Raw genomic sequence first — 21197 nt, 5'->3', positions numbered from 1 at the left:
TCGCATCGCCGATGCGATGCCGCGCGGACATCGCCTTCCCATCGACCGAGGAGACCGCCGTGACTGCCATCCGTCCCTTCACCATCGACATTCCCCAATCCGAGCTCGACGACCTGAACGACCGGCTCCGCCGCACGCTGTGGCCGGACGAGCTGCCGGGTGTCGGTGATTCGTACGGCGTGCCCAAAGATCGAATTCGCGGCCTCGCCCAGTACTGGCTGGAGCACTTCGACTGGCGGGCGCTCGAGGCGAAGCTGAACACCTATCCGCAGTTCACCACCGAGATCGATGGCGAGAACATCTACTTTCTGCACATCCGGTCGTCCCGCGAGGATGCGCTGCCGGTGATCCTGACGCACGGCTGGCCTGGCTCGGTGCTCGAATATCTCGACGTCATCGAACTGCTGACCGAGCCGGCATCGGCCGACGACCCCGCCTTCCACGTGGTGATCCCCGCATTGCCCGGCATGGGTTTCTCCGGGCCGACGCACAGCACCGGTTGGACCATGCGCCGGGTCGCACGGGCCTGGGTCGAGCTCATGGATCGACTCGGATACGAGCGCTTCGGCGCGATCGGCAACGACGGCGGCTCGATGGTTTCACCGGAGATCGGCCGACTCGTCCCCGATCGGGTAGTGGGTGTGCATGTGACACAGCTGTTTTCGTTCCCGTCGGGCGATCCGGCCGAGTTCGAGGACCTCTCGACGGAGGACCTCGCGGCGCTGGCACACCTGAAGTGGTTCCAGGACAACAAGATGGCCTTCAACCTCTTCTGCGCCCAGCAGCCGCAGACCTTGGCGTATGCGATTTCTGATTCGCCAGTGGGTCTCTTGGGTTGGAACGCACAGCTTTTCGGCGAAAGCCTGGATGCCGAATTCGTGATCGGTAATGTCGCCCTGTACTGGTTGACCGGCACCGCGGGATCGTCGGTGCGGTTCTATTACGAGGAGGCGCACAGCACCGAGCGGCCGACCGCGCCGACGACGGCGCCGACCGCGCTGGCGATGTTCAAAGGCGATTTCCAGTCGATGCGGCGCTTCGCGGAGCGTGATCACAGCAATATCGTCAGCTGGAACTCCTACGATGCGGGCTCGGTGGTCGGCGGCCCGAACGATGCCGCGGGCCATTTCGCCGCGCACGAGACGCCCGAGCTGCTGGTCGGCGATATCCGCCAGTTCTTCGCGAAGCTCAGCTGACGGGAAACTGCTGGTCACCGGCCCGCATTCCGCGCACGGGAATGCGGGCCGGTGCGCGTAGACCCACTCTTATGTCCGCGAGACTCACGACCATGGTTCGTCTCACGCTCCGTTGATGTACTGGATTCACCAACAGCTGAACAGCTTTCAGAGTCAAGGAGAGAACAATGCGGATCGCAGTCTTCGGAGCCACCAGTACCGTCGGTCGTCTGGTCGTCGAGCAGGCGCTCGAACAGGGGCATGAGGTCACCGCCTTCACCCGCAATGCGGCCAGCGTCGGGCAGCGGCACGAGCGGCTGCACATTGTCGAGGGCAATGTGCTGGACGCGAATTCGGTCGAACAGGCGGTCGTCGGTCAGGACGCGGTACTCATCTCGCTCGGCGCGGGCCGCAAGGGCGTCATCCGGGCCGAGGGCACCCGCGCGGTCATCGAGGCGATGAACCGCACCGGCGTCGAGCGCCTGATCTGCCAGACCACCCTCGGCGTCGGCGACAGCGAGGGCAACCTGAACTTCCTCTGGAAGTACGTGATGTTCGGGATGCTGCTGCGCCGGGCCTACGCCGACCACGTCGAGCAGGAGGAATACGTCCGCGTCAGCAACCTGGACTGGACCATCGTCCGCCCGAGCGCCTTCACCGACGGCCCCCGCACCGATGCCTTCCGCCGCGGCTTCGGCGCCGACGAAAAGGGCCTGTCGCTGAAGATCGCCCGCGCCGATATCGCCGCGTTCATGCTCGAACAGCTCACCGATGCCACCTACACCCACCGGGCCGCTGGCATCTCCAACTGAGCCGACTATGCCGGTCGAACTCGGCGGGTTCCCCGCAACCGACCAGAAACCCACGCCCCCGATCGAGTGCGTGGGTTTCTCTCGCTCAGTGGTGGTTGTGGAGATGGCGGCGAGATCGGGCCGGGTGGCCAGCCAGCAGAAACCCTTGCTGCGCAAGATGCCTCGGAGCGCTCGGCCACCTCCTCGTGACTGCCGACCAGCGCCGTGCCCGCCCCCGAACGTGCACGCTCAGGCCGGTGCGGGTCGGCGACTGAGTAGGGTCAGCGGTGTGAAACTGCTGCCGCTTGTGCCCGACGGGCAGACTCCGGTTCGTGTCCTCACCATCGCCGGAACCGACTCCGGGGGCGGCGCGGGTATTCAGGCCGATTCGCGGACCATGGCCCTGTGCGGCGTGCACGCGTGTGTGGCGGTGGCCGCGGTGACGGTGCAGAACTCGGTCGGGGTGAGCGGGTTCCATGAGATTCCGCCGCAGATCGTGGCCGATCAGGTGCGCTCGGTGGTCGGGGATATCGGGGTCGGGGCGGCCAAGACCGGGATGTTGGCCTCGACCGCCATTATCGAATCCGTCGCGGCGGTCTGTCAGGAGGTGGGGATCGGGCGGGACCGGACGCCCCTGGTGGTCGATCCCGTCGCGGCATCCATGCACGGTGATGCGCTGCTGCACGCGGAGGCGCTGGACGCGGTGCGGCATACGCTGATTCCGCTGGCCACGGTGGTGACACCGAATCTCGACGAGGTGCGGCTGATCACCGGTATCGAGGTCACCGACGACGCCGCGGCGCGGCGGGCCGCGCAGGCGCTGCATGGGCTCGGGGCGCAGTGGGCGATCGTCAAGGGCGGACATCTGCGGTCCTCCGATGTCAGCACCGATCTGCTCTTCGATGGCGATCAGTTCCTGGAGTTCACCGCGCCGCGGATCAACACGGGGAACGACCACGGCGGTGGTGACACCCTGGCCGCGGCCATCGCGTGCGCGCTCGCCAATGGTTACTCGGTTCCCGACGCGGTCGCGTTCGCCAAGGACTGGACCTACCGGTGTCTGGCCGCGTCCTACGATCTCGGCGCAGGTCACGGGCCCGTTTCCCCGCTCTGGCGGCTGTCGGCGAGCTAGCGCCGAAACTTGTCGGTGGGTGGGTACATACTCGAGGTATCGCAGCCACCGTTGGCCGCAACGGAGCGGTTCAATGAGAACAATGGGGTTCGATGTGGCCGCGGAAGCCGACCGCCACTGGCGCGCCCGCGGTCGGCGCCACCGGTGGTGCACAGATCACTCGCTGGAAAACGCAAGGTGCAGTGGCAGATCCGCGTCCATGCTGATGCCGTTCAGTCGCGCATTGGCCTCGGCCAATGCGGAGATGATCTCGGCCAGATAGGCGACGAACTTCTCGATCGGCATCGCATTCGCCTGTAGTCGGTTCGCGCCCAGCCACCAGTCGGTGGCCGAGGCCACCGCGCCGAAGACCGAATAGTTGACCAGTTCGACACTGGACACCTCGACGGAACCGTCCGCGAGCAGTCCGGTGAACAGATCGGCCGCCCGCTTGGCCGATTGACGAGCCGACTGCAGCGCGCGCTCGGAGTCATCGGCGCGCTGGGTGAAGTGACTGTGCAGCATGAAGCGGAAGACATTCGGATGCTCGGTCACCACGAGCACATATTCGGCCGCGCCGCGCCGGATGACCTCGCGCGCCGAATCATTGGTCAGGTCGACGCTGGAAACGATCCGTTCCCACAGCATGTCGCGGACCCGGTCGACGATGGCGTTGTAGAGGTCGGTCTTATCCTCGAAGTGCCGATACAGCTTGGGTTTGGCGGCACCGGCCTCCTTCGCGATATCGCCCATGCTGACCTCGGGCCCGAACCGGTCGAGCGCCCGGAACGCCGCATCGACGAAGTCCGCCCGAACCTTGCGCCGATGCTCCCGCCACCGCTCGGTCCGAGCATCCACCCGCTTGGGCGGCACCTCACCCACGCCCCGCCCACTACGCATCACAACCCCGACCGTACCAACCCCCCACCCGACCTCGACCAACTCGACCGAAACCAAAACCACGACAGCCTGCGTCAGCGATCCACCAGCACCAGGAAACGCTCAGCGTTGGCGAGGTGGCCGCAACGATGCCACACGAACCAAAGCCGTACGCACTTCCCACAAGATCAGCAATACACCGTCCCTCCCCCAGGGCGCATCCTGGACCCAATGATCACCATGCACTCACGCTGGCAAACGTCGAGAGCACGCCTGTACCAGCGCATTCTCGAAAATGAGGCGGATGGGAGAACAGTGGGGGCATTTGCTGGAGTGGCAAGAAAGTTGGCGTTGGGAATGGTGGGGCGGAGATCATGCGGTCAGGGGGAAATGTCATGCGGCAAGTTGGATGGGAGATCGAGGATGACCGATAGCACTGCGTCGCAGACTGCTCTGGAATTCTGGGAGGAGTTCTATCAGGATCGGGATCAGATTTGGACCGGGAATCCCAATCCGTTGTTGGTGCGGGAGGTCGTCGGGCTTACGCCGGGCACTGCGTTGGATCTGGGGTGTGGTGAGGGGGGCGACGCCGTCTGGTTGGCACGGGAAGGGTGGCGGGTCACCGCGGTCGATGTGTCTGCGACGGCGTTGCGGCGGGCGGGGGCGCATGCCGCTGAGGAGGGTGTCGCGGATCGGATCGTGTTCGCGGAACATGATCTGGCGCAGTCGTTTCCGGAGGGGGAGTTCGATTTGGTCTCGGCGCAGTTCTTTCATTCGCCGGTTGCGCGGCAGGACGAGCGGACGAAGGTCTTGCGGCGGGCCGCTGAGGCGGTGGCCGTTGGTGGGGTGCTGTTGATCGCGGGGCATGCGGGGTGGCCTTCGTTTCTGGAGCATCGGCATGATGTGCACTTTCCGACGATGGATGAGGTGCTGGACGGGCTCGCTTTCGACGCAGATGCGTGGCGGGTGGAGACCGCGGATGAGGTCGAGCGGGTGGTGACCGGGCCGGAGGGGCAGGTCGGGACTCGCTCCGACACGATCTTGCGGATCCGCAGGCTCGGGTAAGCAACAGTCCCCAGGAACCTCACAGCCAGGGCCCAGCTAGGCTCCAGCGCGGTTGGCGAGGGTGGTCACCATGACCGAATCGACGACCGCCGCGCACCGGGCGGATATGACCGAAACGGTGATCACGCCCGTGCTGGACGTCGTGATCCCCGTCTACAACGAAGAGGCCGACCTGGGCATCTGCGTGCGGCGGCTGCACACCTACCTGCGTGACGGGTTCCCGTTCCCGACCCGGATCACCGTTGCCGACAATGCGAGCACCGATGACACCATGCAGGTCGCGCGACTGCTCGCCGATGAGCTCGACGATGTGCGGGTGGTGCATCTGGACGCGAAGGGCCGGGGCCGCGCACTGCGCGCGGTGTGGGAGCACTCCGATGCACAGGTCGTCGCGTATATGGATGTGGATCTGTCCACGGATCTGAATGCGCTACTGCCGCTGGTGGCTCCGCTGATCTCGGGACATTCGGATCTGGCGATCGGCACCCGGCTCGACGCGTCGTCGCGGGTGGTTCGCGGACCCAAGCGAGAGTTCATCTCGCGGTGCTACAACCTGATCCTGAAAGCCTCACTGCAGGCACGGTTTTCGGATGCGCAGTGCGGATTCAAGGCGATGCGCACCGATGTCGCGCGCCAGCTGCTGCCGCTGGTGCAGGACGGTGAATGGTTCTTCGATACCGAACTCCTGGTGCTCGCCGAGCGGGCGGGCCTGCGCATCCACGAGGTGCCGGTCGATTGGATCGATGATCCGGACAGCCGCGTGGATATCGTCGATACAGCGCGCAAGGATCTGCTCGGGGTGTGGCGCTTGCTGCGCGGTCTGACGACCGGTGCACTGCCGCTGGAGGAGCTGCGGCGCGCGGTCGGACGCGAACCACTGGTTCCGGGTGTGCCCTTGGGGATGGTCGGGCAGGTGGTGCGGTTCGCGATGGTCGGCGTGATTTCCACGCTCGCCTATATGCTGCTGTACTTGGTGTTGCAGCCCATGACCGGTGCCCAGGTCGCGAACTTCCTCGCACTGCTCATCACCGCGATCGGCAATACCGCCGCCAATCGCGCCTTCACCTTCGGGGTGCGCGGGTCGACCGGCGTCGTCTCGCATCAATTCCAAGGGCTGCTGATATTCGGCTTCGGCCTGCTGATCACCAGCGGATCGCTGTTCGCCCTGCATCGCTGGGCCCCGGACGCGGCCGTCCACCTCGAACTGTTCGTCCTGGTGGTGGCCAATCTGATCGCAACCCTCATCCGATTCGTCGGTCTGCGTTGGGTATTCCGAAACCCTACCGGTGCCGTCGAAAACCGATCGACCGCGCCGGATGCGGTCACGGAGCCGATGCTGCGCGCCACGAAGGCGACCATCGATGGAGTTCGCCGATGACAGCGACGCTGACACCACCGGCTACGGCGATCCTGCCCGAACCACCGCCGAAGCAGCAGATCCGCTGGGAATACCCGGCATTGGCCGCACTCCTGATCGGCACCGGTATCGCCTACCTGTGCAATCTCAGCGCCAACGGCTATGCGAATTCCTTCTATTCCGCTGCGGTACAGGCGGGTTCGAAGTCCTGGAAGGCCTTCTTCTTCGGCTCCTCGGATGCGGCCAACTCGATCACCGTCGACAAACCACCGGCCTCGCTCTGGCTGATGGAGCTTTCGGTACGGGTGTTCGGGCTGAATTCCTGGAGCATCCTGGTACCGGAGGTGCTGCTCGCCATCGCCTCGGTGGCATTGGTGTGGGCGACGGTGCGCAGGCCCTTCGGCCCGGCGGCCGGGCTCATCGCCGGACTGGTGCTCGCGGTGACTCCCGTCGCGGTGCTGATGTTCCGGTTCAACAACCCGGATGCGCTGCTGGTATTCCTGATGGTCGCGGCGGCCTGGGCGATGACGAGGGCAATCGAGAACGGGCGCATCCGCTGGCTGGTACTCACCGGCGTGTTCATCGGATTCGGATTCCTCACCAAGCAATTGCAGGTGCTGCTGGTGGTACCCGCGCTGGCGCTGACCTATCTCATCGCCGGTCCGCCCAAACTCGGCAAGCGCATTCTGCACCTGCTCGCGGCGGGCGCGGCCATGCTCGTCTCGGCCGGTTGGTGGCTGCTCGCGGTCGAGCTGTGGCCGGCATCGTCACGGCCGTGGATCGGTGGGTCGCAACATAATTCGATCCTCGAACTGACCCTCGGCTACAACGGACTCGGCCGGTTGAACGGCAATGAGCACGGCAGCGTCACCCCCGGCCGGGGCGATATGCCGCCCGGTGGCGGTGGCGGTGGCATGTGGGGCAGCACCGGCATCACCCGGCTGTTCGAACCCGCACAGGGCGGTCAGATCGCCTGGCTGATCCCGGCCGCGCTGGTCGCCCTGGTCGCGGGAATCCTGTTGCGCGGCAAGGCCCCTCGCACCGATGGACGGCGCGCGTCACTGCTCCTGTGGGGCGGCTGGCTGCTGGTGACCGGACTGACCTTCAGCTTCATGGCGGGCATCTTCCACCAGTACTACACGGTGGCGCTGACCCCGGCGGTCGCGGCATTGGTGGGCATCGGCGCGGTGCAGCTATGGCAGCAGCGGCATCAACTGTGGGTCCGGTTGTTCGCGGCACTCGCGGTCGGCCTGACCACCGCGACCTCCTGGATGTTGTTGTCGCGCGACTCGAACTTCGTGCCGTGGCTGCGCTGGACGATGCTGGTGGTCGGCGTGCTCGCGACCATCGCGGTGCTGTTGCCCGCACCGCGCAAGCTGGCATTGGTCGCGGCACTGGCCGCCGCCTTCGCCGGATTGTCCGGCCCCGTCGCGTATTCCGCCCAGACCATCGCGACCTCGCATGAGGGTGCCATCCCGTCGGCGGGACCGAATGTCGGGATGTTCGGTCACCGGCCTGGCGACTTCGGCGGTCCAGGCGGCATGCCCGATGGACGAAATGGCAACGGACGCAATATGGACGGCACACGAGGCAGGAATGGCGCAATGGGTACACCCCCAGGTGGCGCCGCCTTGCCGCCCGGCGGCGCCAATGGCCCTGCGGGCCAGGGTGGTCCGATGATGGGCGGGCCCGCCGGTGGACTACTCGGCGCGAGCAAGCCGAGCGATAAGGTCGTTGCCCTGCTGGAAGACAAAGGCACCGACTACACCTGGGTCGCCGGCGCCATCGGCTCCAATAGCGCCGCCGGATTCCAGCTGGCCACCCAACTGCCCGTCATGCCGATCGGCGGCTTCAATGGCAGCGATCCGTCGCCGACGCTGGATCAGTTCAAGGCGTTCGTCGCCGACGGGAACATCCACTACTTCATCGGCAGCGGCAACCGCGGCGGCGAAGAAGGCGGTTTCGGTCCCGGTCGCTCCGGCATCAGCGCCGAGATCAACAAGTGGGTGCAAGAGCATTTCACCGCGACGGAGGTCGACGGCGTCACCCTCTACGACCTGACCACCGCCCACTGATCCACTGCGTAAGGTGATCCGCCCGGTGCGTGCGCACCGGGCGGATCTGTTTCGGCGGCTCGGACACCACATCGGAGTCGCCGAAGCTCGGGCTACTTCGCCGCGGGCTCGGTCGCATCGAGCCATTCCGCGAAGGTCGGGCCCGCGAGGACCGCGTGCGGGCCGGCGAGCAGGGTGCCGTCCTCGAAGATCTCGCGGTCGGCGTTGTCCGGGTCGCTCACCTCGCGGACCTCGGCCGGAGTACCGCGGCGAGCGGCCAGCAGCGCAGCAGCACCCGCCATGGTCTCCGCACGGGGACCCGCGATTTCCGGGAACGGGCCAGCCGAGGACTCCGGCAGCGGATGCACCGCGAGGTCCACCAGCGCCTCCGCGACCGAACGAGCCGCAACCAGTTGGGTTTTCATATTCGCGACGTAGGAAGCGTCCCCCTGGGTACCCCACTGCATCATCACCTCGACCAGTTCATGGAACTGGGCGGCGCGCAGGATCTGCACCGGCAGTGGACCTTCGAGCAGCACCTTCTCGTGGACGAGCTTGGCCGCGTTGTAACCGGCGACGGTGTTGTCGATACCGATGATGGAGACCACGACCAGACGCTCGACACCGGCCTTCTGGCCTGCCTCGTGCAGGTTCTTCGCCGAAGCGGTGAAGAATTCGGTGGCGATGTCCTTATCCGCGGACGGCGTGCTGGACGCGTCGATGACAACCTGCACTCCTTCGAGCGCTTCCACGAGTCCTGCACCGGTTTCGATATCGACACCGTTGGCCCGGGAGAATGCGACCACCTCGTGTCCCTGCTCGTTCAGCACATCCACCACGTGGCGGCCCAGCCGTCCGGTCGCTCCGGCCACTGCGATCTTCTTGGTGTTCGGCATGATTCCCGCTCCTGGTTCGTTGCGTTGTTTCGCGTTCACAGAGACGACGAGGCAGGATGGGCGAGTGTGACATGCCCTCGCGGACGGGCTTCCTCGAAATCCTCTTAATGAGGCTTTCACGCGAAACTCTTTCGCACGCCGCGAACTCCGGCAATGATGTAGTCCCGCGCGGGACGACTCCGGTCGGAATCCGACATCAGGTCACGCGCCAACTCCGAGCCATCAGGACAACTGTGAGAAGCATTTCGAGATTCGCTCTAACCGTCATCGGCGCACTGGTCGCCATCGCGCTCACCGTCGGATTCGCCGCCAACGCATCGGCGGCACCGGTCGAATCGCCAGCGCCCGCCGCACCGGCTGCCTCGTCGGAGCCGATCGCCGCGGCCTCCGACCCGGCCCCGCAGGTGAACCTGATCAACGGTTGCCTGGCGCCCGGCGACAGCATCGAGCTCAGGACGGCGCTCGGCGGCCTGCTCGGCGCCACCATCGGCGGCATCGCGGGCCTGCCCATCTTCATTGTCGGCGCGATTCCCGGACTGATCATCGGCGGCCTGCTCGGCGTCCTCATCGGTTCCTCCTCCTATGCGCTCGATGAGGGGCACGCGCAGCAGCAAGACCTGTGCTAGTCACGAAAATCGTTGTGTGACAGCGTGTTAGCGTGCAGGTATGAGCTCGACCACCGATCGATTCATTGACGCCGTCTTCGATTTCGAGCGCGCGGTGCACGCGCAGGACCCGCAGGAACAGCAAGAAGCTCATAGGGAGATGCATCGCCTGTACCAATCGGCGACTCCGGAAGAGCTCGCACAGGGCGGGAAGCGGCTCGCCGACGTGCTGTCCGATGTGCAGTCGGGACCGCGGGCGAGTATCGCGGTCCTCATCGGCGCGTGCGTCGAGGGTGGTGCGGATCCGGTCGCATGTGCACCCCGGGTACTCGGCAACCTCGCCAAAACCCTCGACAACGCCAAGGAATTCGCCGAGATGTGGGCGGCGGCCGAGGTCGGCGAGGCACCCGACCCGGAACAGGTCGAGCTGGATCCGGAACTGTTCGAGGTCTTCGGATTCGACCAGACGCTGTCGTGGTGGACACTCGACGACTGGAACCGCGCGGGTCTGGCCATGTTGCAGCACAAGTCGGTGCGGCAGAAGTTCGGGCAGGCGGGTCGCGACATTATCCGCGAGCGTCACGACGCGCTGGGCGAGATCTCCGCCCGGTGGGACAAATGCCTCGGATACGCGCTGATCGTGCTGGACGACGAACCGCTCATCGTGCTGCACCGCGAGACCGGCACCGGCTACGCGATGCGGATGACCGGCATCGGTGACAACTTCCAACTGCACACCCTGCTCGCGGATGCGCTCATCGGCGGTGGGCATATTCCCGGTGACGCGCCGACGGCGGAGGCGGTCGCCATGTGCCGCGATATGCCCGGCATGGTGCACACCACCGGATCGTTCAATCTGGTCGCGCCGGACGGCTCCTGGATCTGGAACGAGGGCACGCCCTCGGATATCCCGGTGGTCGACGGCACCCGCGTGCTGGTGCTGGATCCGCCGCCGTACCAGCGCAGTTGGCCAGCGGGCCGGTTCTTCCCGAATATGCTCGGCGATCTGACGCTGGAGCGGGTACTGACGGCCGAGGAGGCGGCCAGCTGGTTCCAGCACGTATCGCCGGACAAGGGCCCGGCGCAGGACTAGCTCCACACAACCCACCGATAAACGCTCGAGCCGTCGTTTACCGCACCGCGCAGCTCTGCGGCAATTCGATCAGCCCACATGCGGGCGTATGTCCGGGGCGCCGCCCGGGCCGATGCATCGGACCGGGTACGGCCGAGACGTTAGGCTAGCGGCATGAGCGAGGCTGTCGACTGGTCATGGCTGCGTACGACGATCCCGATTGTCGACATGGCCATGTACTTGGACATGCCCGAGGACATAGCCCGCACCCTCGAGATTCGCGATGGCATGATCGTGCATTGCGAATCGCCGTCGCCGAACCACGTCGCGATCAGCGACAACATCAAGGGAGCACTGCGCGAGGCGGTATCCAAGCGTTCCCGTGACATGCCTTGCTTGCGGGCCAGTGGTGAACTCGACATGTTGGTTTCCGAGGTTCCCTTTCATTACAAGCGGCCGGATGCGATTGTGTACCGCTGTATCGATGAGCCGCGGGGCAAGTGGAAGACGAAGCCGACGGCGTCGGACACGCTGTTGGTTGTCGAGGTCGTGTCCCCGAATACAGTGACGGCCGACCTGGTCGAAAAGCGCGCGGAGTACGCGCGGCTGGGAATCCCCTGCTACTGGATCGTGCGCATGGTGCAGGACGACGGGCCCGCGACATCGATCGAGATGCTGAGACTCACCACCGATGGCACCTACGTCCGGGAGAACATGTCGCTGCGGGCTCGTGGTGACGCGGTAGCGGTCGATGTTGCCGACCCTCTTGACGTGACGATCAGCTGGAATCAGCTCGATGTCGGCCTGGACTGATATCGGGTAGTCATTCCCGGCGGCGTCCCACGGTGGCCGGTGTTCGTCGAGTGCGGGATGGCGCGGCCATATCCGCGTACGCGGGGGTGGTGTAGAGACCGACGGATCACCGTGGGGCGTTCAATGCGGTGTGTAGCGTGGCCGCCCACTGCGAAACGATCTGCTTGCGGCGGGCCGAGTCATCGGTCAGCACATCGGCCAGGCCGAGCCCGCGTGCCAGATCGAGGGTGGCCTGGACGAGGTGGTGCGCAACCGGATCGGAGTCGTCCACACCGAGCGCCTCCACCGCACGCCGATGCGAGATGCGACCGAATTTGGCTTCCAGCGGCACGATTCGCTCCCGCAGCGCCGGATCGGCCGCCGCATGGGTCCACACTTGCAGCGCCGCCTTGAACAGCGGACTGGTGTAGGACTCGACCAACCCGGCCACCACCGCTTCGGTGCGGCCGATCCCTTCGTCCATGGCGGTCACCGCCTTGCCCTCGACCTTGGCGTGCTGGGTGCGGCTGTCGAACATGTACTCGAGTGCGGCGGTGATCAGATCTTCCCTGGTCGGAAAGTGATGCTGGGCCGCACCACGCGACACCCCCGCCCGTTCCGCGACAACCGCGACCGTGGCCGCCGCCCAGCCCATTTCGGCCAGGCAGTCGATGGTCGCCTCGAGCAGGCGCTGCCGGGTGGCTCGGCTGCGGTCCTGCTTGGGTTCGTGGGGTGTCACCATGGCGCTATTCTGCCCAGCTCGGTGGCCGACGCTGCAAGAAGGCCGCCATGCCCTCGTGCACCTCTGGGGTGCCGAAGAAGCTCGCGGAACGTTTCGCCAGCTCCTCGGCGGAGCTATCGAACTCGGCCAGGATGGCCGCGTTGACCAGTCGCTTGGCCTCGGCGAGACCCTGTGGTGAGCCCTTGCGCAGCTCCGCGCACAGCCGGGCCACCTCAGCCACCGGATCGTCGGCGGTGACCGTGACCAGACCGATCTGCTCGGCGACATCCGCGCCGAACTTCTCACCGGTCAGGTAGTACCGGCTGGCCGCACGCGGGCTGAGCCGTGGCAGCAGAGTCAGCGAAATCATGAACGGCGCCAATCCGATTCGCACCTCGGTGAGGGCGAAACTGCTGCCGGGACCGGCCACCACGATGTCGCACGCGGCGACGATGCCCATGCCGCCCGCGCGCACATTGCCATCGATCCTGGCAACGATCGGCTTGGGCGTTTCGACGAGTCTGCGCAGTACGCCGATCATTACGCGGGTGCGCTCATCGGCGGCCACCGCCGGATCGGCATTGCTGGCCTCACTGAGGTCGGCGCCCGCGCAGAAGGTATTGCCGGTGTGCGCGAGCACGATGCCGCGCACAGCCGGGTCGGCCGCCGCATCGTCGAGGCCTTGCAGCAGCTCGTTCACCAGGCGCGAGGAGAGCGCATTGCGGTTGTGCGGTGAGTCGAGTGTGAGCGTCGCGAAGCCATTGGCGACCTCGTACCGCACATACGGTGCGGTGGATGTCTCGGGCTCACCCGTCTCCCGGCCACCGCCGCTCATCGAGTTGCGATGCGACGCTGAATTCATCGAACCTCCTGTAGTGGCCGCCCCTGCCCTCGTCGTCCGGCATCGGGACGACGCGGCGAGAGTGTCAGTAGGACTTGGGCAGACCCAGCGAGTATTGGGCGACGAAATTCAGCACCATCTCGCGGCTGACCGGGGCGATGCGACCGATGCGGGCGGCGGCGAGCATGGCGGCCAGACCGTACTCCTTGGTGAGGCCAGCGCCGCCGTGGGTCTGGATCGCCTGATCGAGCGCCTTGATGCTGGCCTCGGCCGCAGCGTATTTCGCCATATTCGCGGCTTCGGCAGCGCCCATCTCGTCGCCGGCGTCGTAGAGGGTCGCGGCCTTCTGCATCATCAGCTTGGCCAGCTCCACCTCGACCTTCACCGCCGCGAGCGGATGCGAAATGCCCTGGTGCGCACCGATCGGCGACTTCCACACCGTGCGTTCCTTGGCGTACTCGACGGCGCGTTCGATGGCATAGCGGCCCATGCCCACGGCCATGGCCGCACCCATGATCCGCTCCGGGTTGAGACCGGCGAACAGTTGCATCAGCGCGGCATCTTCCTTGCCGACCAATGCCTCCGACGGCAGCCGCACGTCATCGAGGAACAGGGTGAACTGGTGGTCCGGCTCGATAATGTCCATTTCCTGCGGCGTCTTGACGAACCCGGGGGCATCGGTCGGCACGATGAACAGCGCGGGCTTGAGCTTGCCGGTCTTGTGATCCTCGGTGCGCGAGACGATCAGCACCGCCTCGGCCTGGTCGACGCCGGAAATGAAGATCTTGCGGCCGTTGAGGATCCAGTCCTCGCCGTCGCGACGCGCGGTGGTGGTGATCTGATGTGAATTCGATCCGGCGTCCGGTTCGGTAATGCCGAAGACCATCGTGCCGCTGCCGTCGGCGAGTTTGGGCAGCCACAGCTGCTTCTGCTCGTCGGTACCGTATTTGGTGATGATGGTGCCGCAGATAGCCGGTGAGACCACCATCAACAGCAGGCCCGCACCCTGGGCCGCCAGCTCCTCCATGACCAGCGAGAGCTCGTACATGCCCGCGCCACCGCCGCCGTATTCCTCCGGCAGATTCACGCCGAGGAAGCCGAGTTTGCCCGCCTCATCCCACAATTCGGTGAGCGGTTCGTTCTTGCGCGCCTTCGGCAGCACATAGTCGCGGTAGTTGTACTTCGCGGCGAGCGCGGCCACCGCGGCCCGCAGCGCCTTCTGCTCGTCGGTTTCGATGAAACTCATTGGTTCTCCTGGATTTCGGTGGGATCGACGACGGCGAGTACGGCGCCGACATCGACCTGCTGGCCGACAGTGACATTGAGGGCACTGAGCACGCCCGCGGCGGGCGCGGAGATGGTGTGCTCCATCTTCATCGCTTCCAGCCACAGAATCGGCTGGCCCTGTTCGACGGCGCTGCCGACCTCCGCGCCGATCCGAATCACGCTGCCCGGCATGGGCGCGAGCAGTGAACCGTGTGCGACCTGATCGGCCGGATCACTGAAGCGCGGCAGCCTGCGCACCGAGACCGGTCCGAGCGGCGAATCCACGCAGACCAGATCGCCGTAGCGGGCGATATCGAATTGCCGACGCACCAGCCCGCGTTCGCCCGGAACGGCGAGCACTACCCGATCGGGCCCGGCTTCTACCAGTTCGAGGCCGTCGTGACCGTCCACCGTGACGCCGGTGCGGGCGAAGCGGTAGCCGATGTCATGTGTTCCGCTGGTACGGCTCTCATACGACTTGCGCAGCGACTGCGACGGCAGGTTCCGCCAGCCCGCTGGCAATCCCGCGCCGACCCTGGCCGCCTTGCGATTGGCCGCGGCATCCGCGAGTGCGGCGGCCACGATCGACAGCGACTCATCGGCCTCCGAGACCAGAGGCGCCGACAGCGCGTCCAATCCGTGGGTGTCGAAGAAGGCGGTATCGGTGTCTCCGGCGAGGAATGCGGGGTGGCGCAGCACGCGGACCAGCAGGTCGCGATTGGTGACCAGACCGTGGATCTTGGCGCGCTGCAATGCCGTTGCGAGCAGTCGTGCCGCCTCGGCGCGGGTCTCGGCGTAGGAGATGACCTTCGCGAGCATCGGGTCGTAGTGCACGCCGACAACCGAACCGTCGACCACACCGGTGTCCAATCGCACACCCGGTCGGTCGAGTACATCGAATTCGGTGAGCACCGAGGGGATTTCGAGCCGATGCACGGTGCCGCTCTGCGGCTGCCACTCGTGCGCCGGATCCTCGGCGTAGAGCCGGACCTCGATCGAATGTCCACGCAGCGGTGGCGGGGCAGCGGCCAAGGCACCGCCCGCCGCGACCTCCAGCTGCGACCGCACCAGATCCAGTCCGGTGGTGCATTCGGTGACCGGATGTTCCACCTGCAGACGGGTATTCATCTCCAGGAAGAAGAACTCGCCCGCCTCGTCGGCGAGGAATTCCACGGTTCCGGCACCGGTGTAGCCGATCGCACCGGCCGCCAGCTCGGCCGCCTCGAACAGCCGCTCGCGCATGCTCTGTCCGGCCGCCATGCGCGCGGGACCTGCGTGCGCGCGTACACCTTGCGGGGTACCGCTTTGACTGCCCCCACCGTGTGCCTCCGGCCCTGACGCGCGCATGGCGTCGATCCGCTCCACCAGCGGCGACGGCGCCTCCTCGAACACCTTCTGATGGCGGCGCTGGATCGAGCACTCACGCTCGCCCACCGCCCAGATGGTGCCGTACGTATCGGCCATGACCTGGACCTCGATATGTCTGCCGGTCTCGAGGTACCGCTCACAGAACACCGTCGGATCGCCGAAGGCGGATTCGGCTTCCCGGCGCGCGGCCGCGATCTGGGGTTCCAGATCGGCGAGGTCGCGCACCACGCGCATACCCCGACCGCCACCTCCGGCGGAGGCCTTGATCAGCACCGGCAGATGTGCGGCGGTGACCTCGGCCGGATCGAGTTCGGCGAGGACCGGAACACCGGCGGCGTCCATCATCTTCTTCGAGGCGACCTTCGAGCCCATCTGCTCGATGGCCTCCACCGGCGGACCGATCCACACCAATCCGGCCGCCTGCACCAACCGCGCGAATTCGGCATTCTCGGAAAGGAATCCGTATCCCGGATGGATGGCATCGGCACCGGTGGCCAGGGCGGCCTCGATGATCAGCTCACCGCGCAGATATGTCTCCGCCGGAGCGTTTCCCGGCAGGCGTACCGCCGCATCGGCCTCCGCGACGTGCGGTGCCGCGGCATCCGCATCGGAGTAGACCGCGACCGTGCCGATACCCATGCGACGGCAGGTGGCGAATACCCGACGGGCGATCTCGCCACGATTGGCAACAAGAACATTCGTAACCATGGCGCTCACATCCGGAAGACGCCGAAGCCATCGGCGCCCTTGACTGGGGCATTGTGGATGGCGGACAAGGCCATTCCCAATACCGTGCGGGTATCGCGGGGATCGATCACGCCGTCGTCGTAGAGCCGCCCGGACATGAACATCGGCAGCGATTCGGCTTCGATCTGCGCCTCGACCATCGCGCGCATCCCGGCATCGGCCTCCTCGTTGAACGGAATGCCCTTGGCCTCCGCGGCCGCCCGGCCCACGATCGAGATCACACCGGCCAGCTGTGCACCGCCCATCACGGCGGATTTCGCACTGGGCCAGGCGAAGACGAATCGCGGGTCGTAGGCGCGACCGCACATGCCGTAGTGCCCCGCACCGTAGGACGCACCCATCAGCAGCGAAATATGCGGCACCTTCGAATTCGAGACCGCATTGATCATCATCGCGCCGTGCTTGATGATGCCCTTCTGCTCGAATTCCTTACCGACCATGTAACCGGTGGTGTTGTGCAGGAACAGCAGTGGCGTATTCGACTGGTTGGCAAGCTGGATGAACTGGGTCGCCTTCTGCGACTCCTCTGAGAACAGCACACCGCGCGCATTGGCGAGAATGCCGACCGGATAGCCGTGCAGCTCGGCCCATCCGGTGACCAGACTGCCCCCGTAGAGCGGTTTGAACTCGTCGAAATCCGAACCGTCGACAACGCGGGCGATCACCTCGCGCGGGTCGAACGGAATCTTCAGATCGGACGGGACGATGCCCAACAGCTCTTCGTGGTCATAGAGCGGCTCGATCACCTCGGCACGCGGTGCTGGCCCCTGCTTCTTCCAGTTCAGCCGCTTGATGATGGAGCGACCGATGCGGATCGCGTCCTGTTCGTCGACCGCCAGGTAATCGGCCAGACCCGAGATGCGCGCGTGCATATCCGCACCGCCGAGCGATTCGTCATCGGACTCCTCACCGGTGGCCATCTTGACCAGCGGCGGTCCGCCGAGGAACACCTTGGACCGCTCCTTGATCATCACCGTGTAATCGGACATGCCGGGGATGTACGCACCACCGGCCGTAGAATTGCCGAAAACCAAAGCGATGGTGGGGATTCCGGCCGCGGACGCCCGAGTGAGATCCCGGAACATCTGCCCGCCGGGAACGAAGACTTCCTTCTGCGTCGGCAGATCCGCGCCACCGGATTCGACCAGGCCGATCACCGGTAGTCGGTTCTGCATGACGATATCGTTCATGCGCAGGTTCTTGCGCAGTGTCCACGGATTCGAGGTACCGCCGCGCACGGTCGGATCCGGTGCGACGATCATGCATTCGACGCCCTCGACAATGCCGATTCCGCACACCACGCTGGCACCGACATGAAAGTCGCTGCCCCATGCGGCAAGTGGGCACAGCTCCAGGAACGGCGAATCCTCATCGATGAGCAATTCGATGCGTTCGCGCGCGGTCAGCTTGCCGCGCTTGCGATGCCGGGCCAGCTTATCCGGACCGCCACCCGCGATGGCCTTGGCGAATTCCGCCTCGACCTCGCCGAGTTTGGCGGTCATGGCCTCGGCCGCGGCGGCGTATTCCGGCGACGCGGTATCGAGGCTGGTTCGTAATGTCGTCAAGACTGGTACCCCAATCGTTTCGCGGCCAGGCCGGTGAGGATTTCCGTCGTACCGCCCCCGATACCGAGAATGCGGATATCGCGGTACTGCCGCTCGACCTCGGATTCGCGCATATAGCCGAGACCACCGAAGAGCTGTACGGCCTGGTTGACCACCCATTCGGCCGCCTCGACGGCGGTGTTCTTGGCGAAGCACACCTCGGCGATCAGATCGGTTTCCCCATCCGCGCTGCGCCGCACCACATCTCGGGTGTAGACCCGGGCCACATCGATGCGGCGCGCCATTTCGGTCACCGTATTCTGCACGGCCTGCCGGCTGATCAGTGGTCGGCCGAACGTCTCTCGATTGCGCACCCATTCCAGGGTCAGCTCCAGGCAGCGCTGCGCTTGCGAATACGCCTGCACCGCGAGGCCGACGCGCTCGCTGACGAAGGCGCCCGCGATCTGATAGAAGCCGGAATTCTCCGGGCCGACCAGATTCTCCACCGGCACCCGGACATCCACATAGGACAGTTCCGCGGTATCGGAGGCCCGCCAGCCCATCTTGTCGAGCTTGCGGCTGACGGTGAATCCCGGCGTCCCCTTCTCCACCACCAGCAGCGAAATCCCGCCGGAGCCGGGGCCGCCCGTGCGCACCGCGGTCACCACGAAATCGGCGCGCACGCCCGAGGTGATGTAAGTCTTGGCGCCATTGACGATGTAATGGTCGCCATCGCGGCGGGCGGTGGTGGTGAGATGGCCGACATCGGAGCCGCCACCCGGTTCGGTAATGGCGAGAGAACCGATCTTCTCCCCGGCCAGGGTCGGGCGGGCGAAGCGTTCGATCAGATCCGCATTGCCCGAGGCGATAATGTGCGGCACCGCGATACCGCAGGTGAACAGGGAGGCGAACAGACCACCGGAACATCCGGCCTGGTGGATCTCCTCGCAGACGATCATGGCGTCGATGCCGTCACCGCCGGAACCGCCCGCGGATTCCGGGAATTGGATGCCGAGCAGTCCCAGCGCTCCGGCCTTCTTGTGCAGTTCGCGCGGGATCTCGCCATCGCGCTCCCAGTCGTCGAGATACGGGAGGACCTCCCGCTCAGCGAAACCTCTTATAGAGGAACGCAATTCACGCCGCTCCGGCGTATTCCACGGATTCATGGCAACAACTCCAACGGTACATCGACATGACGCGAGCGCAGCCATTCGCCGAGCCCCTTGGCCTGCGGATCGAATCGGGCCTGATAGGCCACCCCCTGTCCGAGCAGACCTTCGATAATGAAGTTCACGGCACGCAGATTCGGCAGCACATGCCGGGTGACGGTCAGCGGCGCGGCTTCGGGCAGCAATTCCTTGACCCGCTCGACCGTGAGCGCGTGCACCAACCAGCGCCACTGTTCATCGGTGCGCACCCACACCCCGATATTGGCATTGCCGCCCTTATCGCCACTGCGGGCCAGTGCGATCGTGCCGAGCGGTGCGAGGCGAGTTTCGCTGGCAGGCAACGGTTCTGGCAACTCGGGTTCGGCGACCTCGGCCAATTCCCTGGTATCCGATGCTGGTTCGATATCGACGCGGGTGCCCTGCGGCAGCACCGCCGCATGCGGCACCTCGGCGGCGTCGACGAATCCCGGCGTGTACACACCGTACGGCGATCCATTGCCGGGCAGGCTGGTGAAGCTGGTCCCCGGATAGCTGGCCAATGCCAGCTCTACCGCGACATTGGAGAAGCCACGACCGACCTTGTTCGGATCCGGATCGCGAACCACACAGCGCAGCAGGGCACTGGCCTGCTCCTCGGTTTCGGCATCCGGCCGGTCCAAGCGCGCCAGCGTCCAGGTCAGCTCCGCGGGCCGCACCGGCAGCCAGGACTCCAGTTGTCGTTGTGCGAGTGCGGCTTTCGCCTCGATATCGAGTCCGGTGAGGACGAATTCCATTTCATTGCGGAAGCCGCCGAGCGTATTGAGGGAGACCTTCAGCTGCGGCGGCGGGGCTTCGCCGGCCACACCGCTGATCAGCACCCGATCGGGGCCTTCCGGACTCAGCTCGATACTGTCCAGCCGCGCGGTGACATCGGGCCCCGCGTAACGCGCGCCCTGGATCTCGTACATCAGCTGCGCCGCAACGGTATCCACGGTGACCGCACCGCCGGTGCCCTGATGTTTGGTGATGACACTGCTGCCGTCCCTGCGCACCTCGGCGATCGGGAAGCCGGGGCGGCCCAGATCGGCCAGTTCGGTGAAGAACGCGAAATTGCCGCCGGTGGCCTGGGTACCGCATTCGATGACATGTCCGGCCACCACCGCACCGGCCAATTGGTCGTAATCGGTTCGCCCCCAACCGAAATGGGCGGCAGCGGGGCCGACGATCACCGAGGCGTCGGTGACCCGTCCGGTGACCACGATATCCGCGCCCGCGTTCAGACATTCGACAATGCCCCAGGCACCGAGGTAGGCATTGGCGGTCAGCGGCGCACCGAGGCCGAGTTCGCCCGCCCGGCCGAGCAAGTCGTCCCCCTCGACATGGGCGATCTTGGCGTCCAGGCCGAGATCCGCGGCGACCTTGCGCAGCTTCTCCGCCAACCCGGCCGGATTGAGCCCGCCCGCATTGGTGACGATCTGCACATTGCGTTCCAGCGCCAGCCCGAGGCAGTCCTCGATCTGCCGGACGAAGGTCTTGGCGTAACCGAGGCTCGGATCCTTCATCCGGTCGCGGCCGAGGATCAGCATGGTCAGCTCGGCGAGATAGTCCCCGGTGAGCACATCGAGCTGCCCGCCATCGAGCATCTCCCGCATGGCACTGAGCCGATCACCGTAGAACCCGGAACAGTTGCCGATTCGGATCAACTCCGGATCGGCGGCCAGCATACTCATCAGCTGGAAGGCCCTCCTGTGCGGCGAACCGTCCC

18 protein-coding genes are annotated in these 21197 nt (G+C 65.7%); 9 read left to right on the top strand and 9 right to left on the bottom strand.

Annotation, left to right across the window (positions count from 1 at the left end; genetic code table 11):
- Positions 1–11 precede the first annotated feature (11 nt).
- The 3 genes from ACQP2D_RS03370 (at position 12) to thiD (ending at position 3098) form a co-directional block, all read left to right on the top strand.
- Positions 12–1196: an epoxide hydrolase family protein gene (locus ACQP2D_RS03370; RefSeq protein ID WP_433682254.1), complete on the top strand. Its 1185-nt coding sequence runs from the start codon at positions 12–14 to the stop codon at positions 1194–1196.
- Between the two features lie 167 nt (positions 1197–1363).
- Positions 1364–1987 (top strand): NAD(P)-dependent oxidoreductase, encoded by a 624-nt coding sequence (locus ACQP2D_RS03365; RefSeq protein ID WP_433682253.1) that lies wholly within the window; start codon positions 1364–1366, stop codon positions 1985–1987.
- 268 nt (positions 1988–2255) lie between these two features.
- Positions 2256–3098, top strand: coding sequence for a bifunctional hydroxymethylpyrimidine kinase/phosphomethylpyrimidine kinase (gene thiD, locus ACQP2D_RS03360; RefSeq protein ID WP_433682252.1), 843 nt, complete (start codon positions 2256–2258; stop codon positions 3096–3098).
- Positions 3099–3254: 156 nt separating this feature from the next.
- Here thiD and ACQP2D_RS03355 read toward each other — a convergent pair whose 3' ends face one another.
- Complete coding sequence (locus ACQP2D_RS03355) at positions 3255–3977, bottom strand: TetR/AcrR family transcriptional regulator (RefSeq protein WP_433682251.1); 723 nt, start codon at positions 3975–3977, stop codon at positions 3255–3257.
- Between the two features lie 402 nt (positions 3978–4379).
- On the opposite strand from ACQP2D_RS03355, the gene ACQP2D_RS03350 reads away from it, so the two are divergent.
- The 3 genes from ACQP2D_RS03350 to ACQP2D_RS03340 all read left to right on the top strand — a co-directional run bounded on the left by ACQP2D_RS03350 (position 4380) and on the right by ACQP2D_RS03340 (position 8453).
- The gene (locus ACQP2D_RS03350; RefSeq protein ID WP_433682250.1) at positions 4380–5021 is read left to right on the top strand and encodes an SAM-dependent methyltransferase; all 642 of its coding nucleotides are present in this window, start codon (positions 4380–4382) and stop codon (positions 5019–5021) included.
- A 70-nt stretch (positions 5022–5091) separates the two neighbouring features.
- On the top strand, positions 5092–6399 hold the full coding sequence (locus tag ACQP2D_RS03345) for a glycosyltransferase (protein WP_433682249.1): 1308 nt from the start codon (positions 5092–5094) through the stop codon (positions 6397–6399).
- The gene (locus tag ACQP2D_RS03340; RefSeq protein WP_433682248.1) at positions 6396–8453 is read left to right on the top strand and encodes an ArnT family glycosyltransferase; all 2058 of its coding nucleotides are present in this window, start codon (positions 6396–6398) and stop codon (positions 8451–8453) included. Before ACQP2D_RS03345 ends, ACQP2D_RS03340 begins: the two co-directional genes overlap by 4 nt.
- A 92-nt stretch (positions 8454–8545) precedes the next feature.
- Here the strand turns inward: ACQP2D_RS03340 and ACQP2D_RS03335 are convergent, their stop codons facing one another.
- A complete protein-coding gene (locus ACQP2D_RS03335) occupies positions 8546–9328 on the bottom strand; it encodes an SDR family oxidoreductase (protein ID WP_433682247.1) in 783 nt (260 codons plus the stop codon).
- A 233-nt stretch (positions 9329–9561) separates the two neighbouring features.
- Here ACQP2D_RS03335 and ACQP2D_RS03330 point away from each other — a divergent pair, with 233 nt between their 5' ends.
- The 3 genes from ACQP2D_RS03330 to ACQP2D_RS03320 all read left to right on the top strand — a co-directional run bounded on the left by ACQP2D_RS03330 (position 9562) and on the right by ACQP2D_RS03320 (position 11818).
- Entirely contained in the window at positions 9562–9954 is a 393-nt protein-coding gene (locus tag ACQP2D_RS03330; RefSeq protein ID WP_433682246.1) for a hypothetical protein, read from the top strand.
- A 40-nt stretch (positions 9955–9994) separates the two neighbouring features.
- Positions 9995–11026 carry a hypothetical protein gene (locus tag ACQP2D_RS03325; RefSeq protein ID WP_433682245.1) on the top strand — a complete coding sequence of 344 codons (1032 nt, stop codon included), beginning with the start codon at positions 9995–9997 and terminating at the stop codon, positions 11024–11026.
- Positions 11027–11179: 153 nt separating this feature from the next.
- Positions 11180–11818 carry a Uma2 family endonuclease gene (locus ACQP2D_RS03320; protein WP_433682244.1) on the top strand — a complete coding sequence of 213 codons (639 nt, stop codon included), beginning with the start codon at positions 11180–11182 and terminating at the stop codon, positions 11816–11818.
- Between the two features lie 106 nt (positions 11819–11924).
- On the opposite strand, the gene ACQP2D_RS03315 is transcribed toward ACQP2D_RS03320, so the two are convergent.
- The 7 genes from ACQP2D_RS03315 to ACQP2D_RS03285 form a co-directional block, all read right to left on the bottom strand.
- Positions 11925–12539 (bottom strand): TetR/AcrR family transcriptional regulator, encoded by a 615-nt coding sequence (locus ACQP2D_RS03315; protein WP_433682243.1) that lies wholly within the window; start codon positions 12537–12539, stop codon positions 11925–11927.
- Between the two features lie 4 nt (positions 12540–12543).
- Positions 12544–13353 carry an enoyl-CoA hydratase family protein gene (locus ACQP2D_RS03310; RefSeq protein ID WP_433685515.1) on the bottom strand — a complete coding sequence of 270 codons (810 nt, stop codon included), beginning with the start codon at positions 13351–13353 and terminating at the stop codon, positions 12544–12546.
- Positions 13354–13444: 91 nt separating this feature from the next.
- Positions 13445–14605, bottom strand: coding sequence for an acyl-CoA dehydrogenase family protein (locus ACQP2D_RS03305; RefSeq protein WP_433682242.1), 1161 nt, complete (start codon positions 14603–14605; stop codon positions 13445–13447).
- Positions 14602–16701, bottom strand: coding sequence for an acetyl/propionyl/methylcrotonyl-CoA carboxylase subunit alpha (locus tag ACQP2D_RS03300; RefSeq protein WP_433682241.1), 2100 nt, complete (start codon positions 16699–16701; stop codon positions 14602–14604). Before ACQP2D_RS03300 ends, ACQP2D_RS03305 begins: the two co-directional genes overlap by 4 nt.
- A 5-nt stretch (positions 16702–16706) precedes the next feature.
- Positions 16707–18305, bottom strand: coding sequence for an acyl-CoA carboxylase subunit beta (locus ACQP2D_RS03295; protein WP_433682240.1), 1599 nt, complete (start codon positions 18303–18305; stop codon positions 16707–16709).
- Entirely contained in the window at positions 18302–19450 is a 1149-nt protein-coding gene (locus ACQP2D_RS03290; RefSeq protein ID WP_433682239.1) for an acyl-CoA dehydrogenase family protein, read from the bottom strand. Before ACQP2D_RS03290 ends, ACQP2D_RS03295 begins: the two co-directional genes overlap by 4 nt.
- Positions 19447–21162 (bottom strand): acyclic terpene utilization AtuA family protein, encoded by a 1716-nt coding sequence (locus ACQP2D_RS03285; RefSeq protein WP_433682238.1) that lies wholly within the window; start codon positions 21160–21162, stop codon positions 19447–19449. The genes ACQP2D_RS03290 and ACQP2D_RS03285 overlap by 4 nt, the downstream gene beginning before the upstream one ends.
- Positions 21163–21197: the final 35 nt, after the last annotated feature.

The organism is Nocardia sp. CA-119907, assembly GCF_050955995.1.
Classification (GTDB): Bacteria; Actinomycetota; Actinomycetes; order Mycobacteriales; family Mycobacteriaceae; genus Nocardia.
The sequence above is the reverse complement of the archived record's forward strand: the minus strand, read 5'-3'. Positions and strand labels throughout refer to the sequence as shown.